This window comes from Sporosarcina sp. FSL W7-1283 (assembly GCF_038003105.1).
GTDB classification, from domain to species: domain Bacteria; phylum Bacillota; class Bacilli; order Bacillales_A; family Planococcaceae; genus Sporosarcina; species Sporosarcina newyorkensis.
Map to the genome: position 1 here is coordinate 2,110,829 of NZ_JBBOOL010000001.1, position 17,361 is coordinate 2,128,189.

Here is a 17,361-nt window from a genome sequence, read left to right on the forward strand (position 1 = left end):
GCTTTTACATTGCTGGTCCTAGCGTGCAGCTCGCAGGGTGAATTCGATGGGGCGACGTTTTTCACATTTTCAGTCGAGGTGTGAAATCCCTAAGAACGTGCTGTGCCATGTACTTTTCCCGGTCGTTGCTGTTTGTATGATTCATCTTGTAGTATACCGTAAAAGACAATTGCCTTCAACAGTCAACTCAATGATCGCGGAGCGTGTATAGCAAAATGCCTGTTGCGACGGCTACGTTCAATGATTCCGCCTGCCCATAGAGCGGGATTTTTACTACTTGATTGGCTTTTGAAAGAAGGTCCGGGTCTACGCCGCTACCTTCATTGCCAACAAGTAAGGCGAATTCTGATTGTGCAGTGATTTCATTAAGAGAGACTGCTTCCTGCAAACCGGTACCGATGATTGGAATATTATTCGATTTCAGACGTTCCAGCCATGGCATTAATTCACCACGCACGACAGGAATATGGAAGTGTGACCCTTGTGCAGAGCGCACAGTCTTCGGATTAAACGGATCGGCGCAGCCCTTGCCAAGAACTACGGCATCGAGGCCGCCTGCGTCTGCAGTGCGGATCATTGTTCCGATATTGCCAGGGTCTTGCACAGCGTCTATCAATAAAAGCCGTTTCCATTCATGCTGGTCTGCTTCGTCATATTGCGGTTGTTTGCAATAGGCAAAGACACCTTGTGTTTGTTCGGTCTCCGAAATTTCCTTGGAGACTGCGGCCGTCAATTCGATGATCGGTACATCCCAATGAGCAGGAATATCAAAATCTTCTCTCACAAGCAATTGAATGACTAAATCCTTGTGTTTTAATGCTTCTTCGACGAGATGGAACCCCTCTACGAGAAACTCATTTGTTTGATCTCGTTCTTTCCGTGTCGTCACTAATTTCTTCCAATGTTTCACTAATGAATTTTGTGTGGATTCTATACGTTTATTCAAGAGGCTGTACATCCTTTTTTCTTTTTAGTGTACCAAACGCGCGTATATTTAGCGACTGTTGTGGAAAAGATGAAGGTAGGAGGTTGATGAAATGAATTTTCAAATACGCGATGCAATTGCCGCAAATATGACGAATAATAGTTCACAGGATGTACGCAGTGTAATCGATGATGCAATTCAGCGGGGCGAAGAACATTTGTTACCAGGCCTCGGCGTTTTTTTCGAACAGCTTTGGCAGCGTGCCGATGATAAGGAAAAAGATGCGATGACAAATGAGTTGTCTCAAGCATTCGCTAAAGCGCAATAAATCGAACAACAGCTAAAAATCCTCCACTTTGAAAAAAGCGGAGGATTTTTTACTGTGCTGTTTAATTGACTGAATACTGTTCTCGTAATTGATCGCGCAATGCTGCTTTTAGGAACTTCCCTACCGAAGTCTTCGGGATTTCTTTAACGAAGAGAACTTCATCCGGTACCCACCAGCTGGCGAACTGACCTTTTAAATAGTCTCTCAGTTCTTCTTTCTTGCTGTCATCTTCCGTGACACCTTCATTCAATACTACACAGGCAAGCGGGCGTTCCATCCATTTTTCATGAGGCACCGCGACGACGGCTGCTTCATAAACCGATTCATGAGTCATAAGGGCGTTCTCCAGATCTACAGAAGAAATCCATTCACCACCGCTCTTTATCAAGTCTTTTGTTCGATCCATTAACTTCAGATAGCCATCTTCGGTCATGATCGCAATATCCCCTGTGTAGAGCCAGCCGTTCTTAAATGCTTCCTCTGTTCGTTCATCTTTATAGTATTCACTTGCAATCCATGGTCCTTTGACCGTCAACTCGCCCATCGTTTTGCCATCCCACGGCACTTCACCTTCTTCGTTGACTACTCGTATATCCAGTCCCGGCATGACCAACCCTTGTAAAGCACGGATTTCAATTCGCTCGTCCATTGTCAAATCCTTCATCGATGAAGTGAGGACAGATAAACTGACAAGCGGACTTGTCTCCGTCATTCCGTAACCAACTATAAACGGGATATTATATTTTTCCTCAAATGCACGGATTAGTCCCTTTGGTGAAGCCGAACCACCACAGACAATGACACGCAACGAAGAGAGGTCGCGTGGATTTTGTTGCAATTCTTTCAGTGCAGCGAGCCAGATGGTCGGCACACCGGCAGTAATCGTTACTTTTTCTGCCTCAATCAGGTCTAAGAGAACCGCCGGATTAAAGCCTGGTCCCGGCAGCACTTGCGTTGTTCCAAAAAAGACGCCTGCGAATGGAAGGCCCCAGGCATTTGCATGAAACATCGGTACAACGGACATAGCGATATCGCGCTCGCAAAGCCCCATTGCATCCGCTAGGCCAAGCGCGTAACTATGCAACACCAATCCGCGATGCGTGTATATTACACCTTTTGGATTCCCTGTCGTCGCAGATGTATAGCATAATCCCGCAGGTGTATTTTCATCCAAGTCTTCAGGATAGTCGTATTCATCGGAAGCAGCTTCGAGCAGTGCTTCGTAAGAATGGACATTTTCAAGTGATGTTTCGGGCAAATCTTTGCTGTCACTCATTACGACAATATGTTTCACGGATTTCAACATGGGTGCCATTTTTTCAAAATGAGGGAGAAAATCTTCATCGACGAGAAGGATTTCATCTTCTGCATGATTGATGACGTAGACAATATGTTCGGGTGATAATCGAATATTGATCATATGAAGGATCGCACCTGTACAAGGCACGCCAAAATATGCCTCCAAATGACGGTGATGGTTCCACGCAAAGGTACCAACCCTTGTTCCTTTTTCCATTCCTAGCTGCGTTAAGGCATTCGATAATTTGCGTGTCCTCTTTGCCCATTCTCGGTATGTAAACCGCTGAATTGTTTGTTCTCCTGTACGTGAGATAACCATCTTTTCTGGAAAAAATCGTTCTGCCCTTTTAATAAATGATGACAAAATTAGTGGTGTCTGCATCATATCCATCCGCTCCTCTTAATTTAGAAGTGAAAATCATTATCCATCGCCTTACCAACTGAACATCTGCTTGTCCAATCGTCTAAAATGAAAAGCATCTATGCGCAATGGGATGGAGTTTGTTTCCCCGGATGTACTCTATGCGCCGATGAGGTCTACTATGAATTCCTGCAATGACACTTTAAGTTTACTTTATGGACATAGTATACACATTATCAAACTATTCTGTCTACCATTATTTGAATATTAAATGAATTTTTGCCTCATCCAAGAGAATATGTCTACACCAAGCACCGACAGGATCCCAAATATAATTGCCCAAACAGCTAGACTGATTAACATCCAGAAAGCAGTTTGTTTTTTTGTCGAGCCAAGTGCCAATGCCAAGAATGTAGCAAGATGAGAGCCGATTAAAATTGGACCAAGTAAGGAAAGACCCGGAATCCCGTAATGTCTCCAAATATTCTCAGCACGAACAGTACGTTTGGAAGGCATCGAAACATCTTTTTTCTTTTTGCTTTCCCACCATTCTTTCAACTTTTGGAATACAATGATCTCTAGTAAAATGGTTGCAGCATTACCAGCAAAACCAATGATTACAGCTAAAACTGGCGGGATACCGCGCAAGATACCTAACGGGACAGCCACCAACACTTCAAATCCAGGAACAGCTGCTATCAAAAATACGAGTAAATAGGTCAACAAAGCTTTTCCTCCTCGATTTCAATTGATCGTATTATAACAAAATAATGTTCATCTAAACATCACGACAAAAAAACCACTCTCCCGATCAACAGGGAAAGCAGTCCGGTTTTCTTTATATTCTTATAATAAAGAAGCTAAAATCGCTTTTTGTGCATGCAAACGATTGCCCGCTTGTTGGAAGACGTATGAGTTCGGTCCATCGATTACAGACGTTGCAACTTCTTCTTCTCGGTGTGCCGGCAGACAGTGCAAGAATACATAATCTTTGTGTGCATGGCCCACTAGCTGATCATTTATCTGGAAATCTTTAAAATCGATCAAACGTTTTGCAGCTTCTTCTTCTTGCCCCATACTCGTCCAGACGTCTGTATAGATCGCGTCTGACTCAGAAGCAGCTTCGACTGGATCATACGTTGAAATAACGCTGCCGCCATTCTTCTCTGCAATCTTTTTCGCCTTTTCCAGAAGGCCGGCATTGTATTCATAGCCTTCCGGCGTAGCAACTGCCACATGCATACCCATATGCGCTCCTGCAATGACCAATGAATGCGCAACATTATTGCCATCACCGATGTAGGAAAGCTTTAAACCTTTCAAATCACCTTTCACTTCTTTAATTGTCAATAAATCCGCCATCGCTTGACAAGGATGGAATATATCTGTCAATCCATTGATTACTGGTACAGACGTATGCTCTGCCAACTCTTCCACCATTTTATGGGATTTCGCACGAATCATAACGCCGTCCAAAAATTCAGACAGCACATGCCCCGTATCATAAACAGACTCCCCACGGCCAATTTGCAAATCACGCGCGTTCATAAATATTCCATGTCCGCCTAAATGAATCATGCCGACTTCGAATGAAATACGAGTTCGTGTTGAATGTTTTTCGAAAATCATGCCAAGCGTCTTGCCTGCCAGGACAGGAGGCATAGTTCCAGCCAATGTGTCTTGCTTCATATCATACGCTTGTTGCAATAAATAGGCGATTTCTTCACTGGAATAATCCAATAATGTCAAGAAGTCGCGTCCCTTTAACGTTTCTTTTTCTATCATCGCTTTTGTTTGATTATTAGTCGCCATTTTCCGATCCCCTACCATCCATTTAAAGTATTATGCATTAGTATACATATGTATAATTATGAAGTCAAATGAATTTTTATTAATAAAACAGCGATACCTGAAAAGGCATCGCTGTCGTCTAGAAAGTATTATTCAAATGTAATTTTTTGAACCATTTCGGAGTCCAAGCGCTTCATTAATTCAACCAATAGTTTTACTGTATTTTCGAAGTCTGCTCGATGCAGCATAGCCGCATGTGAATGAATATAACGAGTTGGAATACAGATTGCCAGTGTCGGTATTCCAGTCCCGCTTACATGAATGGATCCAGCATCTGTTCCGCCGCCCGACATTGTCGCGAATTGGTATGGGACGCCGATTTCCTCTGCTGTCTCTACGACAAAATTACGTAAGCCTGTATGCGACACCATAGAAGCATCATATAACAGAATTTGAGGTCCTTCTCCCATATTTCCAACAGCTTCCTTATCAGAAACTCCAGGTGTATCACCAGCAATTCCTACATCGACTGCGAAACCGATGTCAGGCTGGATTTTATTGGTCGCGGTTTTAGCTCCGCGCAAGCCGACTTCTTCTTGAATAACGCCAACGCCATAGACTTGGTTTGGATGCTTTTCATCTTTTAATCGCTTCATTACTTCAATCGCGATTGCGCAGCCAATTCGATTGTCCCAGGCTTTTGCCAATAGGAAATTTTCGTTTTTCATGACTGTGAATTCGAAGTATGGCACTGCCATATCTCCAGGAAGGACGCCCCATGAAAGGACTTCTTCTTTCGATACAGCGCCAACATCAATGAACATGTCTTTAATGTCGACTGGCTTTTTGCGTGCTTCCGGTGTTAGGATGTGCGGCGGTTTTGAACCTATGATGCCCGTGATCGTTTCTCCTGACCGAGTTACGATGGATACACGTTGTGCAAGCATGACTTGTGACCACCAGCCACCTACTGTTTGGAAGTAAATGAAACCTTTGTCGTCAATCCGTGTAATCATGAAACCTACTTCATCTAAGTGACCCGCTATCATGATTTTCGGGCCGTTTACGTCACCTGTCTTACTCGCGATCAGCGATCCAAGTCCGTCATGATCGATTTCGTCTGCGTACGGTTCGATATGTTTTTTCATAGCGTCCCGTGCTTCCCGTTCGTTTCCTGGAATGCCTCGTGCATCCGTCAGGTCTTTCATCATTTCTAACGTTTCATCTAGTTTCATAAAAGGCTCTTCCTCCTAGTTCTTAAATTTCTAAAGTGTCCTGAATAGGTGTATTTACAGCAATTCCTTACGAATCTCCGCTGGCGACTTGGGAGAAAGAAGGCCCGGTGCTATGTCATAAACAGTTTTCGCGCCTGTGTCGCCTTTTTGCTGTAGTTTGTGAGCTGCGCGTGCGTAGGCTACTAATACGCTTGACGTGAATTCAGGGTTGCTGTCTAATTTCAGGGAAAATTCTATTACTTGGTCTGTACTTTCACCTGTTTTCCCGCTTCGGATGACAAATCCGCCGTGCGGCATTTTCGCGTGATCACGGCGCAATTCTTCCTCGGTAATGAAGTTGACCGTTGTATTATAGTCCGCGAAGTAATCCGGCATCGTGACGATCGTTTCGCGAACTTGTTCTTCGCTAGCCCCCTCTTCTAAGACCACATAACATTCGCGTGTGTGTTTTTCTTTTGTGGACAGTTCAGGAAGTTCACCATTGCGTACACGATTCATTGCGTCTTCAGCCGGTAATGTGTATTGAACGCCTGCTTTGACTCCGTCTACTCGTCTCACCGCATCCGAATGTCCTTGACTAAGCCCCTTGCCCCAGAACGTATACGTTTCGCCTTCTGGCAAAATCGCTTCGCCCATCATACGGTTAATCGAGAACAAGCCCGGGTCCCAGCCGACTGAAATGATGGCCGTTGTTCCTGCAGCTTGTGCGACTTCATCGACGGAAGCAAAATATTCTGGAATTTTGGCATGCGTGTCGTAACTATCGACTGTTGTGAAGTGTTTGGCCAATGCAGGTCCTTGTTCTGGCAAATCGTTTTTAGAGCCGCCACAAAGGATCAGCACATCGATATCGTCTTTGAATGATTCAATTTCGTCCAATTTATGAACAGGCACTTGATCAGACAGCAATTGCACGTCCACTGGCTCTCTCCGTGTAAATACACCAACCAACGTCATATCTTCATTTTGACTAATCGCGGACTCTACGCCGCGTCCCAGATTTCCGTATCCAGCGATTCCTACTCGTATTTTGTTATTCAAGAATACACATCCCCTTCTACTTTCTTGTTTACCTTTCTCATTTTACCGTGAAGGTTGATAGATTGCGAATATTTTTCCGAATTAAGATAAGCGTATGTCGACAGCCGCAGTTTTCGAAAAAGGGATCGTGCTAGCGCAATTCAAAATCTGGATGCAATTACGCCAAGACGTCAGTGATTGTTGAGCTGTTTCGTTCATTTCATAGAGATTCATGGTAAAATAGGGGCAGTTGAATTATTTGAAAAGTAGGGGTTCATAATGCGCTTTTTTGTTTATTTAATTGTCTTCTTCTCGTTTTTCGATTTATTTTCACAGCTCCCTGTTATTAGTCCATTTGCGACTTCGCTGGGCGCTTCTTCATTTATTGTTGGTTTGTCAGTCGGAATCTATTCATTTTCGAATGTTTTCGGAAATATTATCTCGGGGATTTTGACCGATCGAAAGGGTCCATTCTACATATTGCTGTTTGGATTGCTCACTTCTGCCTTATCTTTATTTTCTTATGCGCTGATTGAAGGCTCCGCGACATTGATCGGTGTCCGTTTCCTGCATGGTTTGACAGAAGGTTTGATCGTTCCGGCAGCATTCACTTTTCTTGCGAACGGTTCTGAGCGCTCAAAAAGAGGACGCAATGCAGCGATTTCAGGTGCTTTTGTTGGGTTGGCAGCCATTTTCGGACCTGCTTACAGCGGTATCGTTTCTGTCCATACAAGTGTCGTGACGATCATGGCAATTAACGGGACCTTCATGGTTCTGTTGACGATAGGAGCTTTCCTATTTTTACGCTCGTTTACATATGTTAGGAAGGTGAAAAAGGAAACACAAAAAGCAGTGAAGCCATTGGCATTCTTTCGCCACCCAGGAATTATCCGTGCATTTCTCGGTGCTTTCTTCTTGATGTTCTCTCAAGGCGTTTTAGCATTGGTCCTTCCGTTAAAAGTTGAGTTTCTACAGTATGATGCCAAAACGACCGGTATGCTGCTAAGCGTTTTCGGTTTTGTTGCCGTGCTGATTTTCCTTTTGCCGGTCAACCGAATTTTTGACTTTGCGCGACCGATGTTGACATTGGCGATCGGGTTATTTCTAATGAGCGCCAGTATGCTGTTTTTATCGCAAGTGGATCAATTGTCCCTAATGCTGACAGCCATGATTGTTTACGGCATGGGTTTTGCTTTATTATTCCCTTCCATCAATTCATTGCTGATTGATTCTACTAAACCTAAAACCAGAGGGAAGGCATATGGCTTTTTCTATGCATTCTTTTCATTTGGAGTCGTAGTAGGATCCAGTGCAATCGGTATTCTGGACTTAGGGTCTCAGCATGCGTTTATGCTCGCAAGTGGCATTTTGTTCCTAGCGGGAGTTTTTACGGTTATTGGTCTACGAAAAGATATACAGCCTGTTGACAAAACGACGACAATCCAGTAATGTCTTGATAGAAATGAATAACCCGTCTGGGAGAGGTTCATAGCGACCCTCTATAAAAAACTATGGATGATGAATTTTCGCCATGTCCATTGACATGGCTTTTTTTATTTTAGCAGCATTTTTGCAGAAATAAATAAGTAAATTCACCTCGTCTATGAACCTCCCTGACCACTTACACAGGAGGTTTTTTTAAATGGCAGGAAGAGATGAATCAACTTTGCATGACTTAACATTACTAGGAAATCAGAATACGGTCTATGATTATTCCTACAATCCAAATTTACTGGAATCCATCGATAATTTACACCAGGGACGTGATTACTTCGTAAAATTTAATTGCCCTGAATTCACTTCACTATGTCCTCAAACCGGTCAACCCGATTTTGCGACAATCTATATCAGCTTCATTCCCGATTCGAAACTTGTCGAAAGTAAGTCACTGAAACTCTATTTATTCAGTTTCCGAAATCACGGTGATTTCCATGAGGACTGCGTCAATTCAATCATGATGGATTTGGTCAACTTACTTGAACCTCGTTATATTGAAGTATGGGGTAAGTTCACACCGCGCGGTGGTTTATCGATCGATCCGTATTGTAATTACGGCAAGCCTGGCACAAAGTTCGAACAGATGGCGGAGCAGCGCTTGTTCCAACACGATTTGTATCCTGAGAAAGTGGATAATCGGTGATGGAACAATGAGATACTATTTAAGCGGAACATTTGTCGGTCTACTCATTCTTTCAAATATTTTGGCGGTCAAATTAGTCAGTTTCGGAAGCTGGATCGTGTTGCCGGCAGCGGCCATTGTCTATGTTTGTACATATCCTATTTTGGATGTCTTAACAGAAACATACGGTAAGGAAGTCGCGCGTCAAACTGTGCTCACTGGTTTATTTGCCCAGCTTTTATCCAGTATGTTCATCTGGCTTGCGATCAATTTGCCTGCCGCGCCGGTATATCAGGACCAAGAAGCTTTCCAAACGATTTTTTCGGCAGGTTTTCGTGTAACGCTCGCGAGTTTGACTGCCTATATTGTTAGTCAAAATCTAGACGTCACGATTTTCCATAAACTTAAAGAAAAACACGGTGAGAAGAAACTATGGATCCGTAATAATGCGTCTACCATGGCTAGTCAATTGGTCGACACCGTAATCTTCATCACGATTGCATTCTACGGTATTATGCCGATTAGCGCTTTACTTGTACTGATTGGCACGCAATATATTTTCAAATTCGTTGTTGCTTTAGTCGATACACCGATTGTCTACTTATTGGTCGCTATATGTCGTCGAATCGAAGCGAGAAAAGAAAAAAACTCTCGCCTATTAACTAATTCGGACGCAGTGATTTCAAATCAATAATTTATCTTTATTCAGTAGAAACCTCTCGCCACTATAGTAGATGAAACGAATATGGTGTTATTTCCTGTTCTTCGGGTATTCAAATGCTCGCTGAACAATAGGAGTACGCAGGCTAAGAACGCCACGTCCTGTGGCAACGCCTGCATGAGCTACATCCTGCTGGCCCAAGCACAATTCAAAACTAAAAGAAGCCGATCCAATCAAAAATTGATTGAATCGGCTCTTTTTTATGCTTGTTGAGCTGAAAAGGATAGGATGGCTTCTAGGAACACGTCGCCGTAGCGTTCTAACTTCGTTTCACCGACACCTTGTACCGTCAGCAATTCATCGTCGGTTGCCGGCATTTTGGCCACCATATCACGCAGCGTCTTATCCGAGAAAATAACAAATGGCGGTACTCCTGCTTCCTGTGCCAATTTCAGGCGAAGCGCACGCAACTCATTGAATAATGGATCGTCTTTAGCCACAACGGTCGTGACCATCTCGCCTTTACGCCACACTTTCACTTTCCCGAGAAGTACATCCTTCCCTTCTTCACTCACAAAAATGATCGGAAAAGGACCACTTTCCACTTGCAAATAATTCTCCGAAATCAAAAACTCAATGAAATCCGCAACGTCTTTGGCACTTCGTTCTTTCATCAGGCCATACGTCGTCAGCTGATCAAAATTAAATTCCATCAGTTTTTTATTTTTCGAACCTGTCAATACTTGTGCGACCATAGTTTTTCCGAATCGCTGTCCCATCCGGATCACGCAAGAGAGAACTTTTTGCGTGTCGACTGTGACATCAAATTGCTCTCGCGTATCAGTACAATTTCCGCATCGTTTACAGTCTTCTGCATCGTTTTCACCAAAATATGTGATGATATGCTTTTGAAGACACCCTTCAGTATGGCAATAATCGACCATCACCTGCATCTTCTTGATTTCATTCGAAACACGTGTGGGATCAGGTGATTGTTCGATCAGGAAACGCTGCGTCTGCACATCTTGCGAAGAGAATAAGAGGTAACAATCACTATCGAGCCCATCCCGGCCTGCTCTTCCGGCTTCTTGATAATAACTTTCCATGTTTTTTGGCATTTGGTAATGAATAACGTATCTTATATTGGACTTATCAATACCCATTCCAAACGCATTTGTCGCCACCATGACGCGCGCTTCTTCCATTATGAAACGATCTTGTTGATGCTGTCGTTCCTGATCCGGCAAGCCTGCATGATATTTTGCAACCGCAATACCATTTTTCTCTAACGTCGAGTATACTTGCTCCACTGCTTTTCGCGTAGCTGCATAGATGATACCCGATTCACTTTTGTTCTTCTGCGTATAATCTTTGACAAATTGATCCCGGTTTTGTCCTTTGACTACTGAAAACACTAAGTTGCTCCGTTCGAATCCTGTTACGACGCGGCTGACAGGCGGGATGTGGAGTTGCTGGCAAATGTCATCCTGAACTTCCGGTGTCGCTGTTGCAGTCAAAGCAAGAATAATCGGCCGCCTGTTTAAATAGTCTAGAATACGGTGGATATTTCGATAGCTTGGACGAAAATCATGTCCCCATTGCGAAATACAATGCGCTTCATCGATCGCAATCAACGGAATATTCATTTTCTGCAATTGATTCAGGAACGATTCAGACTCCAAACGCTCAGGAGCAACGTATAAAAGCTTATACATGCCTGCTGTTGCATTATCCATCGTACCGAAATACTCTTCTGTCGATAATGTGCTGTTTATATAGGCCGCAGGGATACCTAATTGGTGCAGTGCATCGACTTGGTCCTTCATCAATGAAATGAGCGGCGAAATAACGAGCACTGTGCCCTCCATCGCAAGAGCAGGCACTTGGTAACAAATGGACTTTCCGCCGCCTGTAGGCATGACGCAAAGCGTATCATCGCCCTGTAACACTTGATCGATGACCCGCTGTTGGCCTTCCCGGAACTCTGAATATCCAAAATGCTTAGCTAATATGTCTAATGGATCGTGAATGATCGCCGCCTCCTTCCCGAATTGCTATTTTGTTTCATTGAAATAATAACCGTTCTTCTTCCCGACTATGTAATTCGTTGATTACCATCAAGCCATAAAACTTCTGCATGATTTCCGGTGTCACTTGCGGATCCTTCTCACGCAATGCTTCGATATCTTGTACTACTAAACGCATCAAATCATGATCACGTGTCAATTGGATAATTTCTCGTTCGAGCTCTGGATTCTCAGCTAAAATTTGCTTATAGAAACCTTCCTCTTCGGCATCTGCATGGCTGATCACTCTCGTTTTCCAGTAATCTATTAAATCATCGCACGCTTGATTGACCATTTCCTGCTCACCTTGCTCTAGAAAACCCACCAAATCTTCCGTCTTCATCGCGGCACCTGATAGGCCACCTTCATGGATTGCTCGATGTGAATGCAGCTGTCTTAAAGCGGGTCCTGACATATCAACCACTCCTTCATCGTTTCCCTAATCATAACAGAATTGCAGAGACACGTGAACTCCCCACCACTTAACACCCTTTCAGGTTGTTTGAAGTGGGGACTTCTCGACTTATCGCTGCTTTTACTAGCCAACGAAAACTGACCGAGCTACCCCTCTTGTTCCAAGAGTTTTTGTTTTGATTTCACGGTAATGCTACCATCAATTTCCCTTCATTTCGACTGTTGATGGCGGCGTTCCAATCTCTATCAGATTCGAACCCGCACGCACAGGAGTAGAGTCGTTCAGAAAGGGCAACCTTTTTTACATGTCCGCAATTTGAGCAGGTTTTAGTTGAAGGAACCACTTGTTGATTTTGATAAGGTGCTTTCCTTGTTTCACCAACTTATAGTGCAGAAACGTGGTGAACATTCCCCATCCGTTGTCCGCAACACTTTTACCGAAGTGAAGGGATTGCGACATCCCTTTCATGTTGAGGGCTTCGATGACGACACAATCATATTTGTTTGCCAACTGACGAGATTTCTTGTGTAAGAAGTCCTTTCGTTGATTCGCCACCTGCTCATGTAGTGCAGCGACTTTGATTCGCTGTTTTTTGTATCAAGCGGAACCTTTCGTTCTGCGTGAAAGGACTTTCTGTTCCTTTGAAAGTTTTTCTTGTATCTGCCGATAGAAGCGAGAGTGATTGGACTTCTCGACCAAAGAAACTCTTTCCAAAGCCTCTTCTTCATTTCTGGAAATTCTTTTTTGATACGTCTCGAACTCGCACCCTTGTAAGCATTGATAAATTTCGAGGGTTCAGTGTTTGGGTGAGCCTTGAAAAATATGTGGACATGATTCTGATCATGATTCCATTCGACTAAAGAAATCATGTAATTTTTGCATAATCCGAGATCACATCGTCCATCGCTTTTCGGCGGTATTTGACGGCCATCATGAGATGATAATACAGTAAGAACAATGAATGATTGTTGCTATCCAAATTCATTGATACATCATTCCCTCTATCACCAGCCGACATTCTTCCCCCCTTACCGTTGGGCTTCGCCTTGCACACGCTTGAAGAGGGAGACTTCTTTCGGGGAATGTTAAATAAAGACAGAAAGATGAGTGAAACATTGGTTAATCAACACACATAATATTACCAAATAAAAAAAGCCTTGCAGAAAACTCCCTGCAAGACGTCTTTCAGACTTTCGCGACTCGGATTCGGCTCACCATCAGCCATGCGAGCAATCCCATGAAGATCACAAAATATGGCGGTTGAATATACGGTACTGCAAAATAACTCAAAGTCAGCAGCACACCGGCAGCCGTAATCGGTAAGCCGAAGAACGTGCCGTCAAACTCTTCGACATTATATCGAGCTAATCGCACAGCACCGGCTAAAATATAAAACAGCACTGCAGATAAACCAATCCATAATGTTTGTGACAAAGCAGCGTCATAGATGAGAATAGCCGGTGCTACCCCGAATGAAACTAAATCGCTTAGTGAATCAAGTTCTTTACCGAATAAAGACTCCATATTGTAGTGTCTTGCAACCATCCCATCGAATCGATCAAAAATAGCTGCAAAGAATATGAACATCAAACTCATATGCCCATGTCCTTTTAACACAAGTAATATTGCTATAATTCCTAAACTTAAATTGAAAAGTGTAATAATATTCGCCAATTGTGATTTGAGTTTAGTATAATCAAAATATCTGAATGAAAACATTTCATTGCCTCCTCACTGACTAATCCATTATAATCCTTTACAGAAGGGATGAAAAGATGAAAAAACATATTTTTAAAACATTTGTCGAGTTGACGGGGCATCCGATCAGTTCTTCAATTATAAAAAACTTCACTGCCTCCGCAATCAGTAAGCCATTGATCAAGCCATTTTCTTCATTCTATCGTATTCAGCAACAGGAAGCAGAATTCCCAATGAATGAATATAAAAGTTTGAATGCCTTTTTCACGAGGTCTCTGAAAGCCGGCAGCCGGCCAATTGATAACGATCCGAACACATTGATTTCACCAGTTGACGGGGTCTTGAGCTACTCAGGTCCTGTCAATGAACAACAGCAGTTTGTAGTGAAGGACAAAAACTACAGTATTACGGACCTTTTCGGCGATACAAGTAAAGCAGAACCTTATCAAAATGGTTATTATTATTTGTTTTACCTATCCCCTCAGCATTACCATCATTTCCACTACCCTGTTTCTGGAAAGTTGGTCAGCCGCTATGCATTAGGAACGACTTCCTATCCTGTAAACGATTTAGGAATTCGAATGAAAGATGAGCTGTTCTCCTCAAACTATCGGATTATTTCAGAGTTGGAAACTGCATGTGGCCGGGTTGCGATCGTTAAGGTCGGTGCGTTGAATGTCAATAGTATTCGTATTGCAGATTCTTCTAAGGACTGTGTGAAGGGTGAAGATTTTGGTCACTTTGCATTCGGTTCTACCGTGATTCTATTCATTGAAAACAAAAACTCTCTCGCTCCGCTAAATCTACCTTTTACAGAAGTGCAGGTCGGTGATAAAATCGGAGAGTGGCAATATTAAATAGATGAGGTTTTCTAATGGAACAGATTCAAGAATATATAGCGCAGTATGGATATCTCTCCATTTTTTTCTTTTTGGCGCTAGGTATTTTCGGTTTACCGCTGCCAGATGAATTGCTCGTAACATTTGCTGGTTATTTAGCATCTGCCGGGACATTTCATTTCGTATTTGCAATGGTTTTCACGATTTCCGGTGTAATGGTCGGAACATTGTTCACATATATGATCGGAAGGAAGATTGGCAAGCCGCTCGTTCATCGTTTCGGCCGCTATTTATTCCTCTCGCCCCATCGTATGCAAAAGGTGGAGCAATGGTTTATGGCATACGGTTCTTGGGCAGTAACGATTGGTTATTTCTTACCGGGTATGCGCCATTTTGTTTGTTATGTTTCAGGAATGAGCGGGATGAGCGTAAGACGTTATATTTTATTCGCAATTCCAGGTGTGATCGTGTCGACAATGATTTGCATCCTTCTCGGCTATTTCATTCGACTGCCTTTTTTCTAAATCTTTACTGTAAAAAAATAAAGCGTATTCGAGAGTGGGGTCTCGAATACGCTTTTTCCAGCTGGAGTATTAAATTGTAAATCTATCGATAGAGGATCGTAAATCTTCCGCCAATGAAAGCAAGCGGTTCGTGTACTGATCCATCTCTTCAACTGTGACGAGCTGTCGATTGGCTGCATTCGTCACTTCGCCGATATAATCGGATGCATCTCTTGCAGTAGCCGCCATTTCTTCCATCGCCGCACTGACTTCTTCTGAACTTGCTGACATCTCCTCAGAAACGGCACTCATTTCCCCAATATCATTGCTGATTTGTGCAATGGAACGAACGATTTCCTCAAAGCGATCGCCTAGTTGGTTGATCACATCCAATCCTTTTATGACGTTAGCATCCCCTTGTTCAGCAGCTTTCACTGCGTCTCCCGTATGAGATTGTACGCTATCGATCAGACGATTAATTTGTGAAGCAGAATCTGCTGTCTGCTCGGACAGTTTACGTACTTCACTCGCAACGACAGCAAATCCTTTCCCGGCATCTCCAGCTCGTGCAGCTTCAATCGAAGCATTCAATGCAAGTAAATTGGTCTGTTCCGAAATATCCGTTATCATTTTAGATATTTGTCCGATCTCCAATGCTTCGTCTGCCAATTGTCGGATAGCGTTGGTGGATTGGGCAGTTGTCGCTTGTATACTATTCATTTGTTGTACGGAAGTTTGGACCGCTACATGCCCCTCACTCACACGCTCTGTAATATAATCGGAGTTGCCCGCAATATTAGCCGCAATTTCTGCCACATTTTGAATACCTGTAGACATTTCCTCCATCGCTCGTGCGCTATCTTCGGACATTTGCACTTGCATTTCGGAACCGTGATCCACTTGTTCAATCGCAGATGAAATGTCATTTGACATCTTGGTCACTTCCTCGGATTTTCGGTCGAGCAATTGTGAAGAGTCCGCTAGATTTTCAGCCCCGTTGCGCACGTTATCGATCATATCTTTCATATTGTCCGTCATCCTCACTAGCGTATGAGACAGTGAGCCGATTTCATCATTTCTCCGTAAGTATCGTGCAGGTATTTCATAAGAAAAACTCCCTTCTGCAATTTGCTCACCTATGCTTTTCACCACTTGAATTGGCTTACTGATCGATCTGGCCATGAAATAGGCAATTATAATCCCTAAAAGAATAATAACCACTACTACTATAAAGAAGTCTTTTTTTAATTGCGTCATTCCGCTTAGCATATCTTCCATTGGAGAAGCAATAACCACTTTCCACCCATTTTCCATTGTGTCAAATCCAACGTAGCGATCCTTCTCTTTATAATAGTAGTTGATCAAACCATGATTCAGGGTCAGTATCTCTTTTATTCTGCTCCCTTTATCAGACTGTTTCTTTGACTCTTCTACTAAATTTAAAAAGTTGATTTCATCTTTCACCAATGTTCTATCCGGGTGACCAATGAATTTGCCGTTTTCATCTAAAATATAGGCATACCCATTCTTTCCGAATGTAACTCCTTCTACGATAGAGCTTAAATAATTTCCATCAATACGCCCTAATAAAAGTGCGGGTTCACTGCCCTCTGTTAAAATGGGTGTCGCCATCATGAAAACCGGCTCTTCTGTTACACGGCTAATAATCGAGCTGGATAAAGATGTTTTCCCGTTAAATGCCTCAATCACATATGGACGGTCACTTAAATCCGCTGACGTTCCATCAAGATAATACGAAATTCCATCGGCTGTTACGATTGCAAAAGTTAGATAATCTGATTGACTGTCCAATTGTTTTGCCAAATATTCTGATTGTATTTTAAAATCCATACTTCTTACTTCCTGACTCTTTGCAAGCGCTTCAATTTCTAAGTATTTTCTCTTGAAATGTTCATCGATATAATCTGAAGTGTCTTTAGATTTTTCAGTCAATGTAATTTCAGACTGATACAACAGAGCTTTCGAGCTGTTTTGTGCAGTAAAAAAGCCAAGCAACACACTTCCCCCAACTACTAGTAACACAATTGACAAAATAAGCTTAGAACCAATCGTTCTCATACAGCACCCCTAGATTCATTTT

The 17,361-nt window shown here is 42.9% G+C and carries 16 protein-coding genes, 2 pseudogenes, 1 riboswitch and 1 other annotated feature (1 of these 20 running past the window's edge); of the genes and pseudogenes, 6 read left to right on the forward strand and 12 right to left on the reverse strand.

Annotated elements, in window-relative coordinates; translation table 11 throughout:
* Positions 1-135, reverse strand: a binding site (T-box leader) (it extends 103 nt beyond the left edge of the window).
* 52 nt (positions 136-187) lie between these two features.
* Entirely contained in the window at positions 188-958 is a 771-nt protein-coding gene (locus tag MKY93_RS10440) for a TrmH family RNA methyltransferase (RefSeq protein ID WP_340759015.1), read from the reverse strand.
* Positions 959-1,037: 79 nt separating this feature from the next.
* On the opposite strand from MKY93_RS10440, the gene sspI reads away from it, so the two are divergent.
* Positions 1,038-1,253, forward strand: coding sequence for a small acid-soluble spore protein SspI (gene sspI / locus MKY93_RS10445; RefSeq protein ID WP_009497593.1), 216 nt, complete (start codon positions 1,038-1,040; stop codon positions 1,251-1,253).
* Between the two features lie 61 nt (positions 1,254-1,314).
* On the opposite strand, the gene MKY93_RS10450 is transcribed toward sspI, so the two are convergent.
* The 5 genes from MKY93_RS10450 to MKY93_RS10470 form a co-directional block, all read right to left on the reverse strand.
* Positions 1,315-2,937: a long-chain fatty acid--CoA ligase gene (locus MKY93_RS10450; RefSeq protein ID WP_340759016.1), complete on the reverse strand. Its 1,623-nt coding sequence runs from the start codon at positions 2,935-2,937 to the stop codon at positions 1,315-1,317.
* 243 nt (positions 2,938-3,180) lie between these two features.
* Positions 3,181-3,639, reverse strand: coding sequence for a small multi-drug export protein (locus MKY93_RS10455; RefSeq protein WP_340759017.1), 459 nt, complete (start codon positions 3,637-3,639; stop codon positions 3,181-3,183).
* A gap of 120 nt (positions 3,640-3,759) precedes the next feature.
* Entirely contained in the window at positions 3,760-4,725 is a 966-nt protein-coding gene (gene argF / locus MKY93_RS10460) for an ornithine carbamoyltransferase (RefSeq protein WP_340759018.1), read from the reverse strand.
* Positions 4,726-4,853: 128 nt separating this feature from the next.
* Entirely contained in the window at positions 4,854-5,939 is a 1,086-nt protein-coding gene (locus MKY93_RS10465) for a M42 family metallopeptidase (protein ID WP_340759019.1), read from the reverse strand.
* A 54-nt stretch (positions 5,940-5,993) separates the two neighbouring features.
* Positions 5,994-6,980, reverse strand: coding sequence for a diaminopimelate dehydrogenase (locus MKY93_RS10470; RefSeq protein WP_009497599.1), 987 nt, complete (start codon positions 6,978-6,980; stop codon positions 5,994-5,996).
* A 258-nt stretch (positions 6,981-7,238) separates the two neighbouring features.
* Here MKY93_RS10470 and MKY93_RS10475 point away from each other — a divergent pair, with 258 nt between their 5' ends.
* The 3 genes from MKY93_RS10475 (at position 7,239) to MKY93_RS10485 (ending at position 9,772) form a co-directional block, all read left to right on the forward strand.
* Positions 7,239-8,408, forward strand: a complete 1,170-nt coding sequence (locus tag MKY93_RS10475; protein WP_340759020.1) for an MFS transporter — start codon at positions 7,239-7,241, stop codon at positions 8,406-8,408.
* 26 nt (positions 8,409-8,434) lie between these two features.
* Positions 8,435-8,478: riboswitch (PreQ1 riboswitch) on the forward strand.
* Positions 8,479-8,601: 123 nt separating this feature from the next.
* Positions 8,602-9,099 carry a preQ(1) synthase gene (gene queF, locus MKY93_RS10480; protein WP_340759021.1) on the forward strand — a complete coding sequence of 166 codons (498 nt, stop codon included), beginning with the start codon at positions 8,602-8,604 and terminating at the stop codon, positions 9,097-9,099.
* Positions 9,100-9,106: 7 nt separating this feature from the next.
* Positions 9,107-9,772, forward strand: coding sequence for a queuosine precursor transporter (locus MKY93_RS10485; protein ID WP_340759022.1), 666 nt, complete (start codon positions 9,107-9,109; stop codon positions 9,770-9,772).
* A 227-nt stretch (positions 9,773-9,999) separates the two neighbouring features.
* On the opposite strand, the gene recQ is transcribed toward MKY93_RS10485, so the two are convergent.
* From recQ to pssA, 5 genes and pseudogenes are all read right to left on the reverse strand, one after another.
* Positions 10,000-11,772: a DNA helicase RecQ gene (gene recQ / locus MKY93_RS10490; RefSeq protein ID WP_176132493.1), complete on the reverse strand. Its 1,773-nt coding sequence runs from the start codon at positions 11,770-11,772 to the stop codon at positions 10,000-10,002.
* Positions 11,773-11,803: 31 nt separating this feature from the next.
* The gene (locus MKY93_RS10495; protein ID WP_340759023.1) at positions 11,804-12,220 is read right to left on the reverse strand and encodes a hemerythrin domain-containing protein; all 417 of its coding nucleotides are present in this window, start codon (positions 12,218-12,220) and stop codon (positions 11,804-11,806) included.
* A 181-nt stretch (positions 12,221-12,401) separates the two neighbouring features.
* Positions 12,402-12,970, reverse strand: a pseudogene (locus MKY93_RS10500) (RNA-guided endonuclease InsQ/TnpB family protein); the annotation flags it as partial.
* Positions 12,883-13,205 (reverse strand): annotated as a pseudogene (gene tnpA / locus MKY93_RS10505) (IS200/IS605 family transposase); the annotation flags it as partial. The pseudogenes MKY93_RS10500 and tnpA, both read right to left, overlap by 88 nt.
* A gap of 200 nt (positions 13,206-13,405) precedes the next feature.
* Positions 13,406-13,939: a CDP-diacylglycerol--serine O-phosphatidyltransferase gene (gene pssA / locus MKY93_RS10510; protein ID WP_009497608.1), complete on the reverse strand. Its 534-nt coding sequence runs from the start codon at positions 13,937-13,939 to the stop codon at positions 13,406-13,408.
* A 56-nt stretch (positions 13,940-13,995) separates the two neighbouring features.
* Between pssA and asd the strand changes: the two genes are divergently transcribed.
* Positions 13,996-14,775, forward strand: coding sequence for an archaetidylserine decarboxylase (asd, locus tag MKY93_RS10515; RefSeq protein ID WP_009497609.1), 780 nt, complete (start codon positions 13,996-13,998; stop codon positions 14,773-14,775).
* 17 nt (positions 14,776-14,792) lie between these two features.
* Positions 14,793-15,281, forward strand: a complete 489-nt coding sequence (locus MKY93_RS10520) for a DedA family protein (protein ID WP_009497610.1) — start codon at positions 14,793-14,795, stop codon at positions 15,279-15,281.
* 69 nt (positions 15,282-15,350) lie between these two features.
* Here MKY93_RS10520 and MKY93_RS10525 read toward each other — a convergent pair whose 3' ends face one another.
* Entirely contained in the window at positions 15,351-17,339 is a 1,989-nt protein-coding gene (locus MKY93_RS10525) for a methyl-accepting chemotaxis protein (RefSeq protein WP_340759025.1), read from the reverse strand.
* Between the last annotated feature and the right edge of the window lie 22 nt (positions 17,340-17,361).